The organism is Haloarcula sp. CBA1127, assembly GCF_001485575.1.
Classification (GTDB): domain Archaea; phylum Halobacteriota; class Halobacteria; order Halobacteriales; family Haloarculaceae; genus Haloarcula.
Genome location: NZ_BCNB01000006.1, coordinates 2,856,041 through 2,875,838, shown reverse-complemented (window position 1 = coordinate 2,875,838; position 19,798 = coordinate 2,856,041). Strand labels below are relative to the sequence as shown.

General features: G+C 64.5%; 15 protein-coding genes. 14 read left to right on the top strand and 1 reads right to left on the bottom strand.

What is annotated here, in order from left to right:
- Positions 1-57 precede the first annotated feature (57 nt).
- The 8 genes from mvk (at position 58) to AV059_RS18900 (ending at position 10,907) form a co-directional block, all read left to right on the top strand.
- Positions 58-1,041, top strand: a complete 984-nt coding sequence (mvk, locus tag AV059_RS18935; RefSeq protein ID WP_058997029.1) for a mevalonate kinase — start codon at positions 58-60, stop codon at positions 1,039-1,041.
- On the top strand, positions 1,038-1,790 hold the full coding sequence (locus tag AV059_RS18930) for an isopentenyl phosphate kinase (RefSeq protein WP_058997027.1): 753 nt from the start codon (positions 1,038-1,040) through the stop codon (positions 1,788-1,790). Before mvk ends, AV059_RS18930 begins: the two co-directional genes overlap by 4 nt.
- A 173-nt stretch (positions 1,791-1,963) precedes the next feature.
- Positions 1,964-3,469 (top strand): hypothetical protein, encoded by a 1,506-nt coding sequence (locus AV059_RS18925; protein WP_058997024.1) that lies wholly within the window; start codon positions 1,964-1,966, stop codon positions 3,467-3,469.
- Positions 3,470-3,733: 264 nt separating this feature from the next.
- The gene (locus AV059_RS18920; RefSeq protein WP_049939126.1) at positions 3,734-5,080 is read left to right on the top strand and encodes a ribonuclease J; all 1,347 of its coding nucleotides are present in this window, start codon (positions 3,734-3,736) and stop codon (positions 5,078-5,080) included.
- Positions 5,081-5,084: 4 nt separating this feature from the next.
- Complete coding sequence (gene idsA3 / locus AV059_RS18915; protein ID WP_058997023.1) at positions 5,085-6,125, top strand: geranylfarnesyl diphosphate synthase; 1,041 nt, start codon at positions 5,085-5,087, stop codon at positions 6,123-6,125.
- A gap of 2 nt (positions 6,126-6,127) precedes the next feature.
- Positions 6,128-7,393, top strand: coding sequence for a hypothetical protein (locus tag AV059_RS18910; protein ID WP_058997020.1), 1,266 nt, complete (start codon positions 6,128-6,130; stop codon positions 7,391-7,393).
- Between the two features lie 64 nt (positions 7,394-7,457).
- Complete coding sequence (locus AV059_RS18905) at positions 7,458-8,393, top strand: ArsA family ATPase (RefSeq protein WP_058997018.1); 936 nt, start codon at positions 7,458-7,460, stop codon at positions 8,391-8,393.
- A 774-nt stretch (positions 8,394-9,167) separates the two neighbouring features.
- Complete coding sequence (locus AV059_RS18900) at positions 9,168-10,907, top strand: glutamate--tRNA ligase (protein WP_058997016.1); 1,740 nt, start codon at positions 9,168-9,170, stop codon at positions 10,905-10,907.
- Here AV059_RS18900 and AV059_RS18895 read toward each other — a convergent pair.
- Positions 10,894-13,338 carry a PAS domain S-box protein gene (locus tag AV059_RS18895; RefSeq protein ID WP_058997014.1) on the bottom strand — a complete coding sequence of 815 codons (2,445 nt, stop codon included), beginning with the start codon at positions 13,336-13,338 and terminating at the stop codon, positions 10,894-10,896. The two genes, AV059_RS18900 and AV059_RS18895, sit on opposite strands and share 14 nt — an antisense overlap.
- A gap of 350 nt (positions 13,339-13,688) precedes the next feature.
- Between AV059_RS18895 and AV059_RS18890 the strand changes: the two genes are divergently transcribed.
- The 6 genes from AV059_RS18890 to AV059_RS18865 all read left to right on the top strand — a co-directional run bounded on the left by AV059_RS18890 (position 13,689) and on the right by AV059_RS18865 (position 19,781).
- Positions 13,689-14,651 (top strand): alpha/beta hydrolase, encoded by a 963-nt coding sequence (locus AV059_RS18890; RefSeq protein WP_195156679.1) that lies wholly within the window; start codon positions 13,689-13,691, stop codon positions 14,649-14,651.
- Positions 14,652-14,700: 49 nt separating this feature from the next.
- Positions 14,701-15,030: a ferredoxin family protein gene (locus tag AV059_RS18885; RefSeq protein WP_004516778.1), complete on the top strand. Its 330-nt coding sequence runs from the start codon at positions 14,701-14,703 to the stop codon at positions 15,028-15,030.
- A gap of 204 nt (positions 15,031-15,234) precedes the next feature.
- Entirely contained in the window at positions 15,235-16,089 is an 855-nt protein-coding gene (locus AV059_RS18880) for an electron transfer flavoprotein subunit beta (RefSeq protein WP_058997012.1), read from the top strand.
- A 2-nt stretch (positions 16,090-16,091) separates the two neighbouring features.
- Positions 16,092-17,756: an electron transfer flavoprotein subunit alpha/FixB family protein gene (locus AV059_RS18875; protein WP_058997009.1), complete on the top strand. Its 1,665-nt coding sequence runs from the start codon at positions 16,092-16,094 to the stop codon at positions 17,754-17,756.
- Positions 17,749-19,410, top strand: coding sequence for an FAD-dependent monooxygenase (locus AV059_RS18870; RefSeq protein WP_058997007.1), 1,662 nt, complete (start codon positions 17,749-17,751; stop codon positions 19,408-19,410). The genes AV059_RS18875 and AV059_RS18870 overlap by 8 nt, the downstream gene beginning before the upstream one ends.
- Positions 19,411-19,421: 11 nt before the next feature.
- Positions 19,422-19,781 carry a hypothetical protein gene (locus AV059_RS18865; RefSeq protein ID WP_058997005.1) on the top strand — a complete coding sequence of 120 codons (360 nt, stop codon included), beginning with the start codon at positions 19,422-19,424 and terminating at the stop codon, positions 19,779-19,781.
- Positions 19,782-19,798: the final 17 nt, after the last annotated feature.

The following is a 19,798-nucleotide window of genomic DNA, read 5'->3' as shown; positions in this document are numbered from 1 at the left end:
GTCGTCCTGACCGGCGACTCCGAAAACGCCTAACGCCCGGGGTGCACACGAGCGGGTATGGTCACGTCGAGCGCTCCCGGGAAGGTGTACCTGTTCGGGGAGCACGCGGTCGTCTACGGCGAGCCGGCGGTGCCCTGCGCCATCGAGCGGCGGGTGCACGTGACGGCAACCGAGATCGACGAGGGATTACGTATCCACGCGAACGACTTGCAACTGGACGGCTTTACCGTCGAGTACTCCGGTGATGGGGAGAGCCATCCGGACGTGGATGTCGCCGAATCGCTCGTCGAAGCTGGGATGGGATACGTCAACGAAGCGGTCGCACAGGCCCGTGACGCGGCCGATGCGCCTGAAGCGGGCTTCGAGATATCCGTCGAGGGCGACATCCCGCTCGGGGCGGGGCTGGGCTCGTCGGCCGCGCTCGTCGTCGCGGCGATAGACGCGGCGACGAGAGAACTTGGCGTCGAACTGCCGGCGAGCGAAATCGCCGACCGCGCTTATCAGGTCGAACACGCGGTTCAGGACGGGCAAGCCTCACGGGCGGACACGTTCTGCTCGGCAATGGGCGGGGCGGTCCGCGTGGAGGGCGACGACTGCCGGCGGCTGGAGGGCATCGACACCCTCCCCTTCGTCATCGGCTACGACGGTGGGGCCGGCGATACTGGAGCATTGGTCGCCGGCGTTCGGGACCTCCGCGGGAGGTACGATTTCGCCGCCGACACCGTCACGGCAATCGGCGACATCGTCCGCGAGGGTGAGTCAGTGCTGGGAACGGGCGACTACGAACGGCTCGGGGAGCTGATGGATTTCAATCACGGACTGCTCTCGGCGCTGGGCGTCTCCTCGCGGTCGCTAGACTCGATGGTGTGGGCGGCCCGCGACGCCGACGCCCACGGCGCGAAACTCACCGGGGCTGGTGGCGGCGGCTGTATCGTCGCGCTGGACGAGACGGATGACGCACTCACGGCGCTGAAGTACACACCGGGGTGTGAGGATGTCTTCCGGGCCGAGCTGGACACCGACGGAGTCCGGCAGGAATGACAGTCGTCCTCAAACTCGGCGGGAGCGTCATCACGGAAAAAGATGAACCCGAGACGGTCGACCGAACCGCACTGTCGGCCGCGGTGTCAGCTATCGCCGACTCGGCAGTCGGCGAGGACATCGTCATCGTGCACGGCGGCGGGAGCTTCGGCCACCACCACGCCGCCGACTACGGCGTCAGCACGACCGAGGGAACTCACGACGTGGCGGGCGTACAGGCCATCCACGGTGCGATGTGCCGCCTCAACGCCGCTGTCGTAGATGCACTCTCCGAGGCAGGAGTTCCGGCTGTTCCGGTCCACCCGTTCTCGGCGGCCGCACGCGACGCCGACGGCGACCTCTCACTGCCGACGGCGCAGGTCACGACGCTGCTTGATGAGGGGTTCGTCCCAGTCCTTCACGGCGACCTCGTCGTACATACCGGCGCGGGCGCGACGGTTCTGAGCGGCGACGAACTGGTCGTCGAACTCGCGCCCGCTGTCGATGCTGACCGCGTCGGCGTCTGTTCGACCGTTCCTGGCGTGCTCGACGAAGACGGGGTCGTTATCGACCGCGTCGAGGCATTCGAGGCTGTAGCATCAGCCCTTGGTGGGAGCGATGCGACGGACGTGTCGGGCGGGATGGCCGGCAAGGTCCGTGCGCTGCTCGCACTCTCGGCCCCTGCGCTCGTGTTCGGCCCCGACGCGCTCTCTGCGTTTCTCGCCGGTGAGAGTCCGGGGACGACTATCGCTGGTGATGACGCTGGCTGACGGGACTACCAGTCTTGTCGTCAGTGAACTCTGCTCAGAGCGCGATTACTCGAAGTCAAACTCAAACTGGCCGACGGAGCGGTATCACTGCTTGCTCTCGACGGACAGGTAAGCTAAATATCACTTCCTCAACCGTCGTAACATATTTGTCCTCTGTTATCAATTATGCGACTATGTCTGCAGTAGGTCTGACCGACGTCTATCGATACGGAACGAGGTTTCTCGGGACATTACTTGTCGTCGCCGGCGTCGGTGGCGGCCTCATCGCTGCAGGGTACGTGTTGATACAGAACGGCTCGCTCGGCTCGCTCTCGGGGAACGCGGGCTATCGTGCGGTACTCGGCATCGTCGTCGGTGCGCTCGGTGGCCTCCTGTTGCTCTCCGGCGTGCTCGGCTTGACCCACAAGCTCATCGCCGACGCGACGATGGCGGGCACGCTCGCGGCCCAGACAGCACGGCGTGATACGAGTGATATGGCGGCCGCCAGTCCTCCAACAAGCGATCAGGCAGCAACTGAAACTGTCGATGGTAGTGCCGCAGCGGCTACCGAACCGACTTCGGAGTCCGACGAGCCGACGCCAGGGCCGGCTGGGCCTGAGCCGGCGGTTTCTCAGGATACCGAGCCGGCTGCTGACCCGGCTGCTGACCCGGCTGCCGAGCCGGCGACCGGCGAGTCTGAAGTTTCGGAACCGGTCGCGGACTCCGAGCCGAACACTGACTCGGCCGGTGACTCGGGAATCCACGCGCCCGCACAGCAACACCCTGACCCATCCGACGCAGCAGCGCCGTCTGCTTCCTCCGACACTGCAACGGCCGGGACTGACGACGCGCCGGTGACGGCGGCCGACGACGATCCGCTGGCAGATGCTGACCCAGCGACGGATGCTGGCCCGGTGACGGACGACGGCCCGGCGACTGATGAGGACGCTCTTGGAATCGACGACACACGGGAACCACCGTTAGCGGACGACGCGATGGACCCGGTGACGGACGAAGACGCGGTAGAGACAGCCCCGGCGGAGCAGGACGAACAGATATTGAACCAGCAGCCGGCCGAAAACGTTGCCGGACCAGAACCTGAAGCGGTGGACGACACCACTGCGGAGCCATCACCGTCGGACTTCGCCGGTGACTCGGAAACGGTAGAACCGCAGTCCGAACCCAGCGCGCAGTCGGATCGAGATCTGCTCGCTGAGGACGCCGCCGAGGAACCGGAGCCGAGCACGGAACCACAGGAGTGGACTCCGCCGGACCCTGCGGAGTTCGATACACGGAGCGAGGAACCCGCGGCGGCTGACGACTGGGGAGCGGACGAACCAGCGCCAGCCGACGACTGGGAAACCGAATCTGACGCCGATACCGAACCCACTGGTGCCGGCACGCCGGATACCGACGAGGCGGACCAGCATGACGCCGTGACTCAGGACACCCGATTACTCGACGAATCTGGTGAGAAAGACACGTCCGGTGGCCCGCGGACGACGGACGACCTGTTCGGTGGCGGCACTGGTGACGAGCAATCCGGCTCCGGGGTCGACGAGAGCGTGCAGGGCGAGGCGGAGCCTCAGGACGCGGACGCGACTGACGACGAGGACGCGACGCTCGCGGACGACGGTGTCACTGGCTTCGACGTTTCCAGTGACGACGACCCGCTCTCGGACCCCTTAGACGACGAGTAGCGACGAACCCACACCGTTTTAAGAAGCGCCGTTGTAGTCCGAAGTAACCGAGCGCACGGCCGCCCGTGGACTGCGGTTTGGCGGCCGGCAGACGGCGGATGTAAGTTGCGGGACGGAAGTCCCTCCCACTGCGGTTGCACAGGCTACGGGCGTACCCGACTGGCCTGGAGCGCCGACGCGGACGAAGTCGCCTACATTGCAGATACCGTCGTTGCCGTGCCCCACCGGATGCCCGCGGCCGGCTTTCCACTCGGAGCTACAACCATGGAAGTCGAAATTGCGACAATTGGCGGTTACGAGGCTGTAGGCCGACAGATGACGGCCGTCCGTGCAGGGGACGACGTCGTCATCTTCGACATGGGCCTGAACCTCTCGAAGGTACTGATTCACGACAACGTCGAAACGGAACGGATGCACTCGCTGGACCTCATCGACATGGGTGCCATTCCGGATGACCGGGTCATGTCCGACCTGGAAGGCGATGTGAAGGCTATCGTCCCGACACACGGTCACCTCGACCACATTGGTGCGATATCCAAGCTCGCCCACCGCTACGACGCACCGATCGTCGCGACGCCCTTTACTATCGAACTCGTCAAACAGCAGATCAAGAGCGAGGAGAAGTTCGGCGTCCAGAACGACCTCGTCAAGATGGACGCTGGCGAGACGATGTCCATCGGCGAGCGCAACGAACTGGAGTTCGTCAACGTCACGCACTCCATCATCGACGCCATCAACCCTGTCCTCCACACGCCGGAAGGCTCGGTCGTCTACGGGCTGGACAAGCGGATGGACCACTCCCCGGTCATCGGCGACCCAATCGACATGAAGCGGTTCCGCGAGATCGGCCGTGAGGGCGAAGGTGTCCTCTGTTACATCGAGGACTGTACGAACGCGGGCAAGAAGGGCCGCACGCCCTCCGAGTCCGTGGCGCGTCGCCACCTCAAAGACGTGATGGACAGCGTCGCCGACTACGACGGCGGTATCGTCGCGACGACGTTCTCCTCACACATCGCTCGTGTCAAGAGCCTCGTCGAGTTCGCCGACGACATCGGCCGTCAGCCGGTGCTGCTCGGTCGCTCGATGGAGAAGTACTCCGGCACCGCCGAACGGCTTGACTTCGTCGACTTCCCCGAGGACCTGGGGATGTACGGCCACCGAAAGTCCGTCGACCGGACGTTCAAGCGGATCATGAACGAGGGCAAGGAGAACTTCCTCCCGATCGTCACCGGCCATCAGGGCGAGCCACGCGCGATGCTCACCCGCATGGGCCGCGGCGAGACGCCCTACGAGCTAGACGACGGCGACAAGGTCCTCTTCTCGGCTCGGGTCATTCCAGAGCCGACCAACGAGGGCCAGCGCTACCAGTCCGAGAAGCTTCTGGGCATGCAGGGCGCACGCATCTACGACGACATCCACGTCTCGGGCCACCTCCGCGAAGAGGGCCACTACGAAATGATCGACGCGCTTCAGCCGAAGAACATCATTCCGGCTCACCAGAGCCTCGAAGGCTTCGCACCGTACGTCGACCTCGCCGAAAACATGGGCTACAAAGCCGGACGGGACCTCCACATCACCCGCAACGGCAACATGATCAAGCTCACCGAGTAAATCGATGTCCGAACGCCATCAGCAGGTCGAAGACGCGATTGTCGCCCGACGAGACCGGGTCAACGATGCCCTCCCAGAGGACCTTCCGGTACAGAAGCCGGACCACCTCTACGAGGCGTCGCGCTACCTGCTGGACGCGGGCGGGAAACGGCTCCGCCCGACGGTCCTGCTGCTGGTCGCGGAGTCGCTGCTGGATGTCGACCCGCTGACGGCAGACTATCGTGACTTCCCGACGCTCAGAGGCGGGCAGGCCGACATGATGTCGGCCGCCCTCGCCATTGAGGTCATCCAAACGTTCACGCTCATCCACGACGACATCATGGACGACGACGCGCTCCGGCGCGGGGTGCCCGCCGTCCACAAGGAGTACGACCTCTCGACGGCGATTCTCGCCGGCGACACGCTGTACTCGAAAGCGTTCGAGTTCCTGCTCGAAACGGGTGCGGCCCACGATCGGACCGTCGACGCGAACAAGCGACTCGCAACGACGTGTACCCGCATCTGCGAGGGCCAGTCCCTCGACATCGAGTTTGAGCAACGCGATGTCGTCACGCCCGAGGAGTATCTGGAGATGGTCGAACTCAAGACGGCCGTGCTGTACGGCGCGGCCGCCTCGATTCCGGCCACGCTGCTCGGGGCCGACGAGAAGACGGTCGATGCCCTGTACAACTACGGACTCGACGTTGGGCGGGCGTTCCAGATCCAGGATGACCTGCTTGACCTGACGACACCCTCGGAGAAACTCGGCAAGCAACGGGGCTCGGACCTCGTCGAAGAAAAGCAGACGCTGGTGACGCTGCACGCTCGCCAGCAGGGCGTCGACGTGGGCGACCTCGTCGACACGGACTCCGTCGAGGCCGTTTCGGAAGCCGAAATCGACGACGCCGTCGAGCGCCTGCGAGAGGTAGGGTCAATCGAATACGCCCGCCAGACCGGGCAGGACCTCATTGCGAGCGGCAAGCAGAACCTCGAAGTCCTGCCGGACAACGAGGCCCGCTACCTGCTCGAAGGCATTGCGAACTACCTCGTCGAGCGCGACTACTGAGCATGGACCAGACCCGGCGAGCCGTTCTCGCCGGTGTCGCCGGACTTTTCGCTGGCTGTGGAACGACGAGTCAGCGGACCACAACACCACGCCCGACAGCAACGGTGACCAGCACCACGGAGACGGTTCGCTACACGCATCTCCAGCCCTCCGGCAATCGTCACATTTCAGGTTCGGGCCGGTTCGACGCCGTCGACCCGATAGACATCGCCATTGAGGGCCACCCGAAGTGGCTCGTTGGATTGCCTGTCGAAGGCGGGAGTCTCTGGGTTGTTGTTCCAGAGGCAGGGGCACCAGAGGCGGTTCGGGTGGGTCAGGACCGAGTTGAATCGGTTGTCATCGAATCCGACCTGCCGGCGGGCCAGCCACCAGCCGTGGTTGTTCAGGACAACGGCGTTCGGTTCCTCACTGCCGATGAGACAGGACCCAACACCCACGCCGTCCAGTTTCCCGATGGTACCATCGCGACGGTGACCAAGTCCGGGGCCGTCCGCGTGGACGGTGACCTGCTCATCGAGGATGCTCTGCCCGACGCCCGAATCGTCTGGCAGGACGATGTCGCTGCTGTGCTCGCCGGTGCGACGGAGCGATACGACCACGGAGCGCTCGGTGACAACGTTGAGGCTAGCGCCATCGTTCTGTTTGTCGCAGACGGAAGTGGGACCATCCGCCGCCGAGTTCAACTGCCTGAACCAACGGTCGTCGAAGGTGTAGCACCGATTCTCGCGGACATTGACGACGATGGTGACCCCGAAGTACTCGTCACCGTCACCGGGCCCGATGAGGGCGCTCGGGTAGTCGCCTACGGACTGGACGGCGAGCGCGTCGCGACTGGGCCCGCAATCGGGACGGGCTTTCGTTGGCGCCACCAGCTCTGTGTCGCGCCGTTCTCCCCCGACGGGGCGCCCGAAATCGCCGTCGTTCGCACCCCACACATCGGCGGGACGGTGGAGTTCTACCGTATCGACGGTGCCCGGCTCTCAATCGCGGCCCGCTACGACGGCGTCTCCTCGCATGCATTCGGCTCGCGTATCCTCGACGGTGGACTCGCCGGAGATCTGCTCGGCGATGGCCGACAGACGCTGGTCGTTCCGACTCAGGAGCGCCGGAAGCTCGTCGCGCTCCAGCGGCAGGACGGCGTTCGGCAGGCAGCCCAGCGTGACATCGGCGCGCCGCTCGCCTCGAACGTTGCGGCGACACCGACTGGCGACGGCGGCTTGAGCATTGCCGTCGGTCGCAGTGACGGTGTCGTCCGCGTCTGGCAGTAGGGCGGCTGTTGACCCTGAATGGTGCTGGTCAGCAACTAAGACGTATCAGTTCCTAGGCAGTCGTGTGACTCGGTTCCTTCTCTACGGCGGCAAGGGCGGGGTCGGCAAGACGACCGTGGCCGCGGCGACTGGCTATCGGCTGGCGACGGCGGGCCACGAGACACTCGTTGTCTCCACCGACCCCGCGCACTCGCTGGCCGATGCCGTCGAGACCGAGGTCGGCGGCGACCCGACGGAAATCCGGTCGGGGCTGTGGGGCGTCGAGGTCGATCCACAGACGGGTATTGACCGTTACCGGTCACTGTTCGAGGCGCTGGCGTCGGAATTTTCCGATGCCGGCATCCGGATGGACGAGGAGGAAATCGCTGACCTGTTCACGACCGGCGTAATGCCCGGTAGCGACGAACTGGCGGCCATCGAGGGCATGGCGACGTACATCGAGAGCGACCGCTGGGACCGCGTGGTGTTCGACACTGCGCCGACCGGTCACACGCTTCGCCTGCTTGACCTCCCATCGGTGATGGACCGCGGCGTTGCCACGGCGATGGACCTCCGGGATCAGGTTCGTCGGAAAGTCAACACTGCCCGGACGATGATGTTCGGCCCGATGGCGAGCCGGCGCGACGACGGCCCGGACGACTTCACCGAGATGCGCACGCGGATGGAACGGGTCGGCACAGTGCTTCGAGACCCCAAACAGACCGCGTTCCGGGTCGTCACGATTCCCGAAACGATGGCCGTCCGCGAGACGGAGCGGCTGGTCGCGAAGCTCCGCGAGTTCGACGTGCCGGTGACGACACTCGTCGTGAACAAGGTCATTGAGGATGCTGGTGACTGTCAGCGGTGTCAGGGCAAGCAGGCAGTGCAGGAGGCGGCTATTGCACAACTTCGGGAGTCGCTGCCTGAACTGGCTATCTGGACGATTCCCGATCAGTCCGGTGAGGTGACCGGGATTGAGGCGCTGGAACGGGTCGCGGACTCGTTGGGTGCTGTTGAGTGACCACTCTTCGTTTGCGGGGAACCGTCCTGCGTAGAACACACAGCCCGTCTGCGAACCTACCAACCGGAAAACACATGCGGCCAGAGATGAGTTGCTTGCGTCATGAATCTGCGTCCGCTTCTTGCGGTGTTTCTCATTATCACTGTCGGCATCGTAGCTTCGCTACTCCTGTTTCCAACTCTTTCTGCCCACAGCGGCCCGCCCGATGTAACGACGACTGACACGCCGACGATTGATCCATCTGTTCCAGCACCATACCAAGGAACGAAAGCCGACCCCTCTGTCGTCATCCAAGTCGGTACAACTGGGAATGGGTTGCCGATTCAGGTTTGGAATGCTAGCCCGATGAATCAAACCGTATCCGTCGAACTAGTACATAATGACAGTGACTCTTCAGTCGTAACCCGTACAGAAACACTCCCACCGAACGGGACACTTTGGTTAGAAATTCCGTCTCCAGGGTACCTCCTCACAGTGACGGACGAGTCAACACAGACGACTGGAACGTACCCAGTAACAACTGACCACTTCGACTGTAATTCCCGGTTTGCAGAAATCCGTATCGATAGCAACGGAACAGTCGATCCTCGGACCGTCTCCACAAGTATGGGCTGTTGACGGTGCTCGCTGTACTAACCAGTGTGTCTGCACCCCGTACTGAGTGAAACGAATCGTTGTCGACATAGGGCTACGTGAACTGCTTGCTGACACCCCGCCCCCCATAGCTGGCCCAACCCGACGGCGTTTTGACCCTCCCAGTCGCAGGTCCCGGTAATGGACGACGAGCTGCGAGACCGAATCACGGAGGCGGCGGAGACGAGCGCCCTCCTCAACGCGGTCAAACACGACAGCGAGGCACAGGTCGGCGCAATAATGGGCCCGCTCATGGGCGAGAACCCGGAGTTCCGCGAGTACGGCGACGAGATACCTGGCGTTATCGCGCCGGTCGTCGAGCGAGTCAACGGGATGGATGCCGAGGAGCGCCGCGAGCGGCTGGCCGAACTCGCTCCGGAGAAACTCGAAGAGCTGGAGGCCGAGGACGAGGGCGAGGACCACCCACTGCCGGACCTACCCAACGCCGAAGAGTACGACACCGTTCGGATGCGCGTTGCGCCAAACCCCAACGGCCCGTGGCACATCGGCCACGCGCGGATGGCCGCCGTCGTCGGCACGTACAAGCAGCGCTACGACGGGGAGTTCATCTGCCGCTTTGACGACACCGACCCTGAGACCAAGCGACCGGATCTGGATGCCTACGACGCAATTCTGGACGCAATCGACTATCTCGGCTTCGAACCGGACGACGTGGTCAACGCCAGCGACCGCGTCGAGACGTACTACGAGTACGCTCGCAAGCTCATCGACAAGGGCGGGGCCTACACCTGCTCGTGCCCGCAGGGTGAGTTTTCGGACCTGAAGAACAACGGCGAGGCCTGTCCCCACCGGGATAAGGACGCCGAGACCACGCGCTCGGAGTTCGAGGCGATGGTCGACGGCGAGTACGACAGCGGCGAGATGGTCCTGCGGGTCCGGACCGACATTACCCACAAGAACCCCGCGCTGCGTGACTTCGTCGCGTTCCGGATGGTCGACACGCCCCATCCACGCGAGGCGGCCGAGCAGTACCGCTGCTGGCCGATGCTCGACTTCCAGAGCGGGCTGGACGACCACCTGCTGGGCGTCACGCACATCATCCGCGGCATCGACCTGCAGGACTCCGCGAAGCGCCAGCAGTTCGTCTACGACTACTTCGACTGGGAGTACCCCGAAGTCATCCACTGGGGCCACGTTCAGGTCGATGAGTACGACGTGCCCCTCTCCACATCGAGCATCGCCGAACTCATTGAAGACGGCGAACTGGCGGGCTGGGACGACCCGCGAGCGCCGACCGTCGCCAGCCTCGAACGGCGCGGCATCCGCGGTGAGGCCGTCGTCGATGCGATGATTCAGTTGGGGACGTCCACCTCGAACGTCGACCTGGCGATGTCGTCGATCTACTCGAACAACCGTGACCTCATTGACGACGACTCGGACCGGGCGTTCTTCGTCCGGGACAGCGACGACCACGGTGGCCTCGTCGAGCGTCAGATCGTTGGCGGGCCGGACGCCGGCGAACCGCCGTTGCACCCGGACTACGAGGAGCGTGGCCGCCGCGAGATTCCGGTGACGAACGGCGTCGCCGTCGAAGGTGACGACCTGCCGGCCCACGGCGAACGGATCTGGCTCAAGGGATACGGCTGTGTTCGCCACACTCGCGATGCCTTCGAATACACCGGCGACGACATCGACGCTGTCCGCGAGGAGGGCGTCGACGTGATCCACTGGACGCCGGCCGACGGCCCGCGGCTCCGCCTCCGGACGATGGACGGCGACGTGTCAGGTGTGGCCGAACCGGGACTGCTCGGCTACGACACTGACGACGTGGTCCAGTTCGAGCGTATCGGCTTCGTTCGACTCGACGAGGTTGCCGACGAGGCCGAAGCGGAGTCCGTCGCGTACTTTACACATCCCTGAGGCTGTCGTCGCGGTCCGTGGTCGGGTCCTCTGTCTCGACCCCGCTGAACTCGAAGCGAGCACCGCCGTCTTCGCTGTCGGTGACCGTTAGCTCCCAGCCGTGGGCCTCGGCAATCGTCTCTACTATCGCCAGACCGAACCCAGTGCCGTCGTCGTCGGTACTGTAGCCCGATTCGAGGACGTCGTCGCGCTGGTCCGGCGGAATCCCCGGGCCGTCGTCGGCGACGTAGAACCCCTCTGAGGTTGCGCCGAGCGTGATGGTAACCGTCCCTGCACCGTCGGTCGCCGGGCCTGCTTTGGGCGTGGAGTCGTCCCTGCCGTGTTCCACGGCGTTCTGGATGAGGTTCTGGAACAGTTCGGCCAGGCGTTCGCGGTCGGCCAGCACGCGTTCTGGCGGGTCCTGAACGCGGCGTTCAGCCGTGCTCGTGGGCGCGGCGTTCCACGCCTGTACGAACGTCTCCCGAAGCGCCACCGGTTCGGGATCGCTGATGTCACGCCCCTCGCGGGCCAGCGTCAGGGTGTGGTCGATAAGTCCCTCCATCCGGTCCAGAGCCTCCGCCGCGGCCGTTATCGACTCGCGAACCTCCGAGCCGGCGTCCTGCGAGGCCAGTTCCAAGTGGCCACTGGCGACCTGCAGGGGGTTCCGGAGGTCGTGGGAGATGAGGCTGGCGAACTCGTCCAGCCGTTCGTTCTGGAGTTCCAGTTGTCGCTCCCGACGCTTCCGCTCGGTGATGTCCGTCACCACGGAGACGCTGCCGACCACTGAGCCACTGAGGTCGCGAATCGGGGCGGCGGCAAGGCTCACGTCGACACGGCTTCCGTCTTTTCGTTCGAGTTCCGTCTCGTGGCCCGACAGGCGCTCGCCTTCGAGTACCCGGGCGTGACGTTCGGCCGTCCGCCGTCGGTTCTCCTCCGGGATAACCGGAACCTTGTCGCCCAACACTTCGTCGGCACGCCAGCCGAACAGCTCCGTCGCGGCGGGGTTCCAGACCTCGACCGTCGCGTTGGCGTCAAGTGCAACGATCGCGACCGGGGCAGCCTCGACGAGCGTTTCGAGCCGCTCAGTCGTCACTGCGAGTTCGGACTCGATTTCCTTTCGCCGCGAGATATCTCGGACGATACCGACGCGGCCGGACTCACCGCCGGCCAGCTCGATGTCCGCCGCGTCGACTTCACAGGGGACCTGTTCGCCGGATGCGGTCCGGATCAGGAACTCCCCCGACCCGTCGTCCATCGGTTCGGTTTCCATCTGCCCCAGCACCGTCTCGAAGCGTTCGCCGACGAGGCTGTCCTCGACGGTGCCGACCAGCTCGGCGAACGGGTCGTTGTACGTGACAAATTGGTCGTGCTCGTCGAGGACGTAGACGGGTTCGCTGACGCCCTGGAAAATCGTCTTGTACTGTGCCAGTCGCTGTTCGTGTTGTTTCCGCTCCGTGACGTCCCGGAGGACGACAAGCTGGCCAACGAGTCCGTCGAACCGGTCGGTAAACGGGGTCACTTCGAGTTCGACGAACCGCTGCTGACCGTCCACGGAAAGCGCGAGTTCCGCCCAGTCTGATTGCCCGTCGTCGACCGTGAGACCGTCCCAGGTCGGAATAACGGCGTCTACTTGCTGGCCTACGAGTGATTCTGTGGGGCCAGCGAGGAGGGTCTCGGCCGCCGGATTTGCATGGCTGATGCAGCCGTCGGTGTCCACGACGAGCGTTCCGTCGCCCATCTGCTCGACGATAGTTTCTTGCGCCGCCGGCACCGGGTCGAGTGTCTTGAACGTGTAGAGGCCGGTCGTCATCGCTATCCCGGAGACGCCCCAGGCGAAAATCGTGGCATCCTCAGGAATCTGCAGGAAGTACTGCTGGGTCAGTGCAACGGTCCACGGGGCCAGCGCCGCGATGAGAACAGCCGCGGCCTGTGTTCGGTACAGGTGTCGTGAGCGGACGAACAACTGAATAAGAACGATTGTCCCGGCAAGCGCCGCAATCAGAATCGTCGCTATGTGGGCGACGAACACTGCTGTGAGCCCAGCCCCCGGAGCCACCACCAGTGACCCCACAGAGCCGCTGGGCGGGAGGTCGAACAGCGATACGCCCGGGAAGACGAACACGCCCACAAGCACCAACAGGTCAAGCGATAGGAACCCGACAGCTCGCCGCGTCACCGACCTGTCGAAGTCGGCGTACTGCAACGCGGCGTACAGCCAGGTGATGGCGACTACGCCCTGGGCTATGGTCGCGACCTGCCGAGCGAGCAACTGGGTCGACAGCGCCATTGCAGTGATGTCGACGGCGTAGCTGGCAGCACCGACTGATAGAGCGAGGTGAAACACCACCATCGGCGTCCCGCCAGGGTCCTCCCGCTTGCGCCACGCGAGCAGTGAAAACACCGCGGAAAGGCCTGTCAGGACCCACAGGGCCGTCACGAATCGGCCGTACATCGTTCCGCTGAATATCGTCGCATCGTCACTTTATTTTATTGGTTAAGGGCGCATTGGTAGTAAAGAAGAACGGCTGTCTGTAGTCGGCTCCGTAGCACCCAGATTTGGCGCTTTAGTTCAACTGGGACCTGCGTGCGGTCGTTGCTCTTGAGCCCGCGGCAAGCAGATCGAAATCGAAGGCTGACCGTCTGGACGCAGGCGTCCCGCCCGATAACCGACTCTTTCGCTTTGTTCGGAACGAGGCACCTGACACTCAAGCCAGTTCCCAACAGACCGCGGTGCCGACGCGTCGTTCGACTCCGGGGCCGAGAGCTGATAGCGTCGGGCTTATGTCCGCGACGGCCCGACCAATGCCCGTGACAGAACGCGCCCCGGAGTCAGTGACAGTGCAGCGCGACATCCCGTTCCACGAGGTGGACGGTGAGACGCTGACGCTCGACCTGTACGACTCGCCAGCGGCCAGCGGCCCGAAACCGGTCGCCGTGCTCGTCCGCGGCGGCGCGTTCACGTTCGGCGACAAGGGCGAGTTCGCCCGGCACGCGCTCGACCTCGCCGCGGACGGCTTTCTGGTCGTCGAGCCGCAGTATCGACTCGCGCCGGAGTGGACGTTCCCGGCGGCGCTCGTTGATGTAAAGGCCGCTATCGAGTGGGCCCGGACGGAGGGAGAGGGCTACGGCGCGGACACCGACCGAGTCGTCGGTGTCGGCCACTCAGCAGGCGCAAACCTCGTCGTCCTGGCCGGGTTGACGGCGGACGAACCCGGGTTCGAACCCGAACTGTACCCCGGCGCGTCTTCGGCGCTGTCGGCCGCCGTCGGCTACGCCGGCGTCTATGACTTCCACGCGCTCGATACCGCGACTGATGTCCCAGCGGGTGAGGGCCATCGCGCGTATCTCGGCGGTGGACCCGACGACGAACCCGCGGCCTACGACCTCGCCTCGCCGGTCGGGCAGGTGAACGCCGACGCCCCGCCGACGCTGTTGCTCCACGGCACCGACGACGACGTCGTGCCGCCGGCCCAGTCCGAGTTGCTGGCCGACGCGCTCGGTCCGATGACCGACGTGGTCCACGAGACGGTGCCGTCGGACCACGGGTTCCCGTTCCACGGGGCCCACTACGATGACGTGTACGAGCGGACTGTCGAGTTCATCCGACGAATCGGTGTCGGCGGTCCGGACACTGCTGACACGGCCGGTACAGGCGAGAAAACCGGCTTACCCGGAGGCGACCTGCCGGGACCGACCGACCGCATCGACGACCTCGGACCGGCGGACACTCGTGGACCGGATCGCCGCGACGGCCCCGGATTCTGACGGTCAGGTCGAAAAGTTAAGTAGCTCCCAAAAGTGAGATAAGATACCAATGGCCATAGACCCGGAGTTCGAGGAGAACCGCGACGTTGTCGAACAGCACGACGGACACGATGTCTGGGGACCGGTCGACGAGCCCGAGGAACTGGGCATCCACGGGACACACGTCGCCGTCGACTTCGACATCTGCATCGCCGACGGCGCGTGTCTAGAGGACTGCCCCGTCGACGTGTTCGAGTGGGTCGACACGCCGGACCATCCGGAGAGCGAAATCAAGGCCGACCCGGCTCACGAGGACCAGTGTATCGACTGTATGCTCTGTGTCGACGTGTGTCCGGTCGACGCCATCGACGTTGACCCAGGCCGCGCTGGTCGTATCTGAGCTACCGGACTGTCCTGTTTTCGCGGGATTGCAGCATTCTACACCTCAAATATAACTGCACATAGCTGTCAGCCTGTCGTCATACAGCGTGTTGTCCAGATTCTACCGCCCCTGAGACAGCGCCGCCTACCTGTCATCCAGATTTGTAAACATACATTTATTATAGATTCTTGTGTGAGATACACTCACGAGGGTCGTGATACCATGCATACAGTCGTCATGACAAAGGGCGTACCGGACTTCCGCGAGGGACAGGTGTCGTTCGACGAGGATGGCCATCTCGAACGGGGGAAGACACCGACAGTGATGAACCCCAACGACAAGCACGCGCTCCGGGCGGCGTTCCAGACGAAAGTCCGCAACGGCGGGCACATCTCGCTGATGAGCATGGGACCGCCGGGGTACAAAGAGGTCTTACAGGAGGGAATGCGGGACGTGTACGCCGACGACCTGTACCTCCTCTCGGACCGTGAGATGGGGGCCGCAGACACCTGGGCCACCGCGATGACCGTCGCCACCGGCCTCCAGAACCTGGACGAACAGCCGGATTTGGTGTTTGCCGGGTTCAAGACGGCCGACGGCGAGACCGGCCACACTGGCCCCCAGACCTGCTGGTGCCTGGACTGGCCGATAATCACCCACGTTCTCTCGCTCGATATCGACGAGGACGCCGGTACCGTTCGGGCGAAGCGGCTGGTCGACGGCGACATCTCCGAGATTGAAACAGTCGAAGCGCCGATGCCGTGTTTCATCGTCGCCGACCCCGAATTCGAACCGACCTACCGGAAGGCGAGCCATCGGCTGAACCACAAGGACCTCCGCGAGGAGACCCAGCAGCGGGCCGAGGAGTACGAGGACCACCTCACGGTCTGGGATCACGAAGACCTCAACCTCGATCCGGACTACATCGGTCTGGACGGCTCGCCGACCATCGTCTCCGGCGTCGACCCGATTCCCAAGGCTCCTTCCGAGCGGGAGGCGACGATGATCGAAGCCGACGAGCGTGAGGGATTAGAACCGGTGCTGGACGAACTTACCCCCTACGCGGCGGGTGACTGACCATGCCTGAAATCGACCCCACAGAACACGAGATCGCCGAGCTAGGCCCGAAACTCAAAGACGTCGACGACGCCGACGAACTGCGGGCGATGCTGGAACTGGAGGAAGACGGTGAGGATCGGGTCCCGGTCAAGACGCTCATCGAGGATCGCATTGAAAAAGTCGAAAGCGAGGACGACGGCGAACTCGATCCGGAAGCCGTCGACCTCTCCGATCTCACCGTCGCCGACGTGGCGAACATGGTGCGAGAGGTCGACGACGCGGATGTCCTCCGGGACTTGCTCGAACGCGAGAAAGCAGGCCAGGACCGCAAGACGGCGAAATCCCAGATAGAGAGTCGAATCGAGTCCGTCGAGGGGACCGAAGAGGCTGAGGGCGAGGCGGTGACAGAGGTCGAGTACGTCCCGCCGGAAGAGAAGTACCCCGAACTCGACCACCCGACCAACGACAAGCAGTGGGTCGAGGGAACCGACGGCGCGGAGTACCGCGATATGTGGGTCTACTGTGAGACGCAGGCCGGCGACCTCGTGGACGTTTCGAAGGAGATGCTCGGGAAGGCTCGCGAACTGATGGACGACTACAACGCAGCGTACGATGAAGAGGAGCGCGTCGTCGCCGTGCTCATCGGGGCCGACGCCAGCGACCACGTCGAGGATGTCATCGCCTGTGGCGCGGATCTCGTCGTCTATCACGAGGACGACCGCCTCGACCGCTTCCGCCATCAGCCTTACACCGAAATCTTCTGTGACATGGCCAGAGCAGGCGGCGATCTGGCCGCCGAAGGCCGTGAGGAGGTGGCGTGGAAGGACTACCACGAGCCGCGATACACCGTCTTCCCGGCGACGAACAACGGTCGGGACCTCTCGGCGCTCGTTCAGGGCGAACTTGACTCCGGGCTGGCCTCCGATTGCTCGGGGCTGTACATCGAGAGCGCGATGATATCCAACCCCGCGAAGGTCGGCACCGCCGGCGACAAGAAGGAGTTCGAGCGCGTGCTCCACATGAAGCGCCCGGACTTCTCCGGGTTCGAGTACTCGACGATTCTCTGTATCGACAAACCCCACCGGGATTTCCACCCGCAAGGGGCGTCGGTGATTCCGGGGAGCTTCGAGATGCCCGACCCGGACTACGAGCGCGACGGCGAGGTCGTCGACTACGAGATGGACCTTGACGACGACTGGTTCACAGTCGAGGTCGAGGAGTACGACCGCCTCTCCGGCGGTGTCGACCTCACCGGCCACGACGTTATCGTCGCTGTCGGGCGCGGCATCGGCGACGACCCGACGCGGGGCATCGAGCAGGCGCTGGACCTCGTCGACGCCTTCGAGGACGCCGATCTGGGGCTCTCACGAGGCGTCATCACCTCGTCGTACTCCTTCGACGGCCACGTCGAGCAGTACGTCACCGAGGAGCGCCAGATCGGCGAATCCGGGCAGGAAGTCGAACCCGACGTGTACATCGCCGCAGGTATCTCCGGTGCCATTCAGCACAAGGTCGGCTGCGACGAGTCCGAGACAATCATCGCCGTCAACACCAATCCAGACGCCGACATCCGGGACTTCTCGGACTACCTCATCGAGGGCGACCTGTTCGAGGTGTTGCCGCAGTTGACTGAGGCGGTCGAAGCCGGGGAACTGGGTGCGATGATGGAGGCCAGCGATGACTGACACCTACGAGGAGTACGAGGCAGTCGTCGTCGGCTGTGGCCCGGGCGGGGCCGCCGCGGCGGCGACGCTCGCCCGAAACGATGTCGAGACGCTGGTGCTCGAACGCGGCGTCGACGCCGGCTCGAAGAACGTCTCCGGCGGACTCATCTACGCCGAGGAGTCGGCCCCCTACACTATCGACGGACTGTTCCCGGACTTCCGCGAGGAGGCGACGGAGCGACCGGTGACGGAGAACGTCATCCACAACATCGCCGGTGACAGGGTGAAATCCTTCGACATCGGCGACTTGCATCACCACGACACGGCGTGGGCCGACGCGGTGTTGCGCCGGAAGATGGACTCGTGGCTCGCTCAGCAGGTCCACGAGCGCACCCGGGAGACAGGCGGCGGTTTGCTGACCGAGGTCCACGTCACCGGCCTGTTGCGCGAACGGGGCGAAATTGTCGGCGTGACGACCGAGGAACTGGACCCGATCAAGGCCGACATCGTCGTGGCCGCCGACGGCGTCAACTCCGAACTCGCCCGCGATGCCGGGCTGATGGACTGGGACGAGCCCGAGGAGTGGTTCCAGGGCGTCAAGGCCGTCGTCGACATGGAGCCGGAGGTCATCAACGACCGCTTCGACGTGGCTCCCGATGACGGCGCGGCCCACCTGTTCTCCGGCGACCTGTTCGACGGCGTCCGCGGCGGCGGCTTCCTCTACACCAACGAGTCCTCGCTGTCTATCGGCACTGTGTTCCACCTGGATTCCATCGCCGAGGAGCGGGCGGAGCCCCACGACCTGCTCGACAGCCTGCTCACGCATCCGCTCATGGCCCAGTGGCTCGGCGACGAATACGACGAGCGGGAGTACAGCGCGAAACTCGTCCCGGACTCGAAGAAGGCGGCTCATCCATCGCCCCACGAGGACCGTCTCGTGCTGGTCGGCGACGCCGCCGGTCAGATGCAGGCACAGGGACCCATTATCAAAGGGATGAACCACGCGGTCACTGCCGGGGCGCTGGCCGCCGAGGCGTTCGCCGACGCGAGGGCGCGGGGCGACCCGTCCCAGGCCGGCGAACTGTACGAGAAGAAGCTCCACGATGAGGGCGTGATGAACAAGCTCCGGCCGACCGGATACACGGTGTTCGGACAGCTCGGCGAACTCGGCCCCGTCGACGACCTCTCGAACGCTATCGCCGAGTCCACCGTCGGCCGGTTCGGAGTCCGCGCGGCGGCCGGACTGCTCGAACGTGCCTACTCGTCGCCGCGCATGGTGTCGATGATTCCCGACACTAAACTGCCCTACGTGACGCTGCCGACGGTCATTGCCGAGGAACTGGGTGAGCCGGTGACCGACGAGAACACCGTCTCACCCCCCGATCTGGGCGACCGCATCGGCGACTTGACCTACGACGTGGGTGACCCGCACATCGAACTGGTCGACAAGTCGTTCGAGGCCTCGGGCACCGCCGTGACGGCCTGCCCGGTCAGCGCCGAGGACTTCGGCGGCGGCTGTTACCGCGACGAGATGGTCCAGACCAACGGGAGCGAGGAACACCTCGTGAGCCTCGACACCCAACCCTGCGTCGAGTGTGGCACCTGTGCCATCGTCGCCGACACCGAGTGGGAACACCCCGCTGGCGGGAAAGGCGTGGAGTTCAATCAGGGGTGACCCGTTCGGTGATGAGTGGCCAGTACGACGACCGCCTTCGGGCGCTCTCCCGCCGAGCGGAGCAGACCCGCGAGTCGCTGGACCCCGACCCGCCGGACGAGGAGCGCGCGATGGAAATCATTCGGGACGGGTTCGGACCCACAGTAGCTCTGTACTGTGAGGCCCGGACGGGTGAGTCGTGGGTCCGCTTCTCCGAGGCGGAGTTCGAGCGGCTGGAACGGGCGATGAACGACTGGCTTGACTGCTACGCCGCCTGCTACGGCGTGGAGTTAGCCGGCACCTACAGCGTCAGAGCGGCCGCAGAGCTGCTCGTGGATACGCATAACGCCCCTGACGTGGCAGTTCTTTTGACCGGTGTTCCGGAGCAGTAGCTGCCGTTTACTGAGAA

Coding starts and splice junctions, on each gene's coding strand:
- mvk (WP_058997029.1), top strand. CDS start 58: ATGGTCACGTCGAGCGCTCCCGGGAAGGTGTACCTGTTCGGGGAGCAC.
- AV059_RS18930 (WP_058997027.1), top strand. CDS start 1,038: ATGACAGTCGTCCTCAAACTCGGCGGGAGCGTCATCACGGAAAAAGAT.
- AV059_RS18925 (WP_058997024.1), top strand. CDS start 1,964: ATGTCTGCAGTAGGTCTGACCGACGTCTATCGATACGGAACGAGGTTT.
- AV059_RS18920 (WP_049939126.1), top strand. CDS start 3,734: ATGGAAGTCGAAATTGCGACAATTGGCGGTTACGAGGCTGTAGGCCGA.
- idsA3 (WP_058997023.1), top strand. CDS start 5,085: ATGTCCGAACGCCATCAGCAGGTCGAAGACGCGATTGTCGCCCGACGA.
- AV059_RS18910 (WP_058997020.1), top strand. CDS start 6,128: ATGGACCAGACCCGGCGAGCCGTTCTCGCCGGTGTCGCCGGACTTTTC.
- AV059_RS18900 (WP_058997016.1), top strand. CDS start 9,168: ATGGACGACGAGCTGCGAGACCGAATCACGGAGGCGGCGGAGACGAGC.
- AV059_RS18895 (WP_058997014.1), bottom strand. CDS start 13,338: ATGTACGGCCGATTCGTGACGGCCCTGTGGGTCCTGACAGGCCTTTCC.
- AV059_RS18890 (WP_195156679.1), top strand. CDS start 13,689: ATGCCCGTGACAGAACGCGCCCCGGAGTCAGTGACAGTGCAGCGCGAC.
- AV059_RS18885 (WP_004516778.1), top strand. CDS start 14,701: ATGGCCATAGACCCGGAGTTCGAGGAGAACCGCGACGTTGTCGAACAG.
- AV059_RS18880 (WP_058997012.1), top strand. CDS start 15,235: ATGCATACAGTCGTCATGACAAAGGGCGTACCGGACTTCCGCGAGGGA.
- AV059_RS18875 (WP_058997009.1), top strand. CDS start 16,092: ATGCCTGAAATCGACCCCACAGAACACGAGATCGCCGAGCTAGGCCCG.
- AV059_RS18870 (WP_058997007.1), top strand. CDS start 17,749: ATGACTGACACCTACGAGGAGTACGAGGCAGTCGTCGTCGGCTGTGGC.
- AV059_RS18865 (WP_058997005.1), top strand. CDS start 19,422: ATGAGTGGCCAGTACGACGACCGCCTTCGGGCGCTCTCCCGCCGAGCG.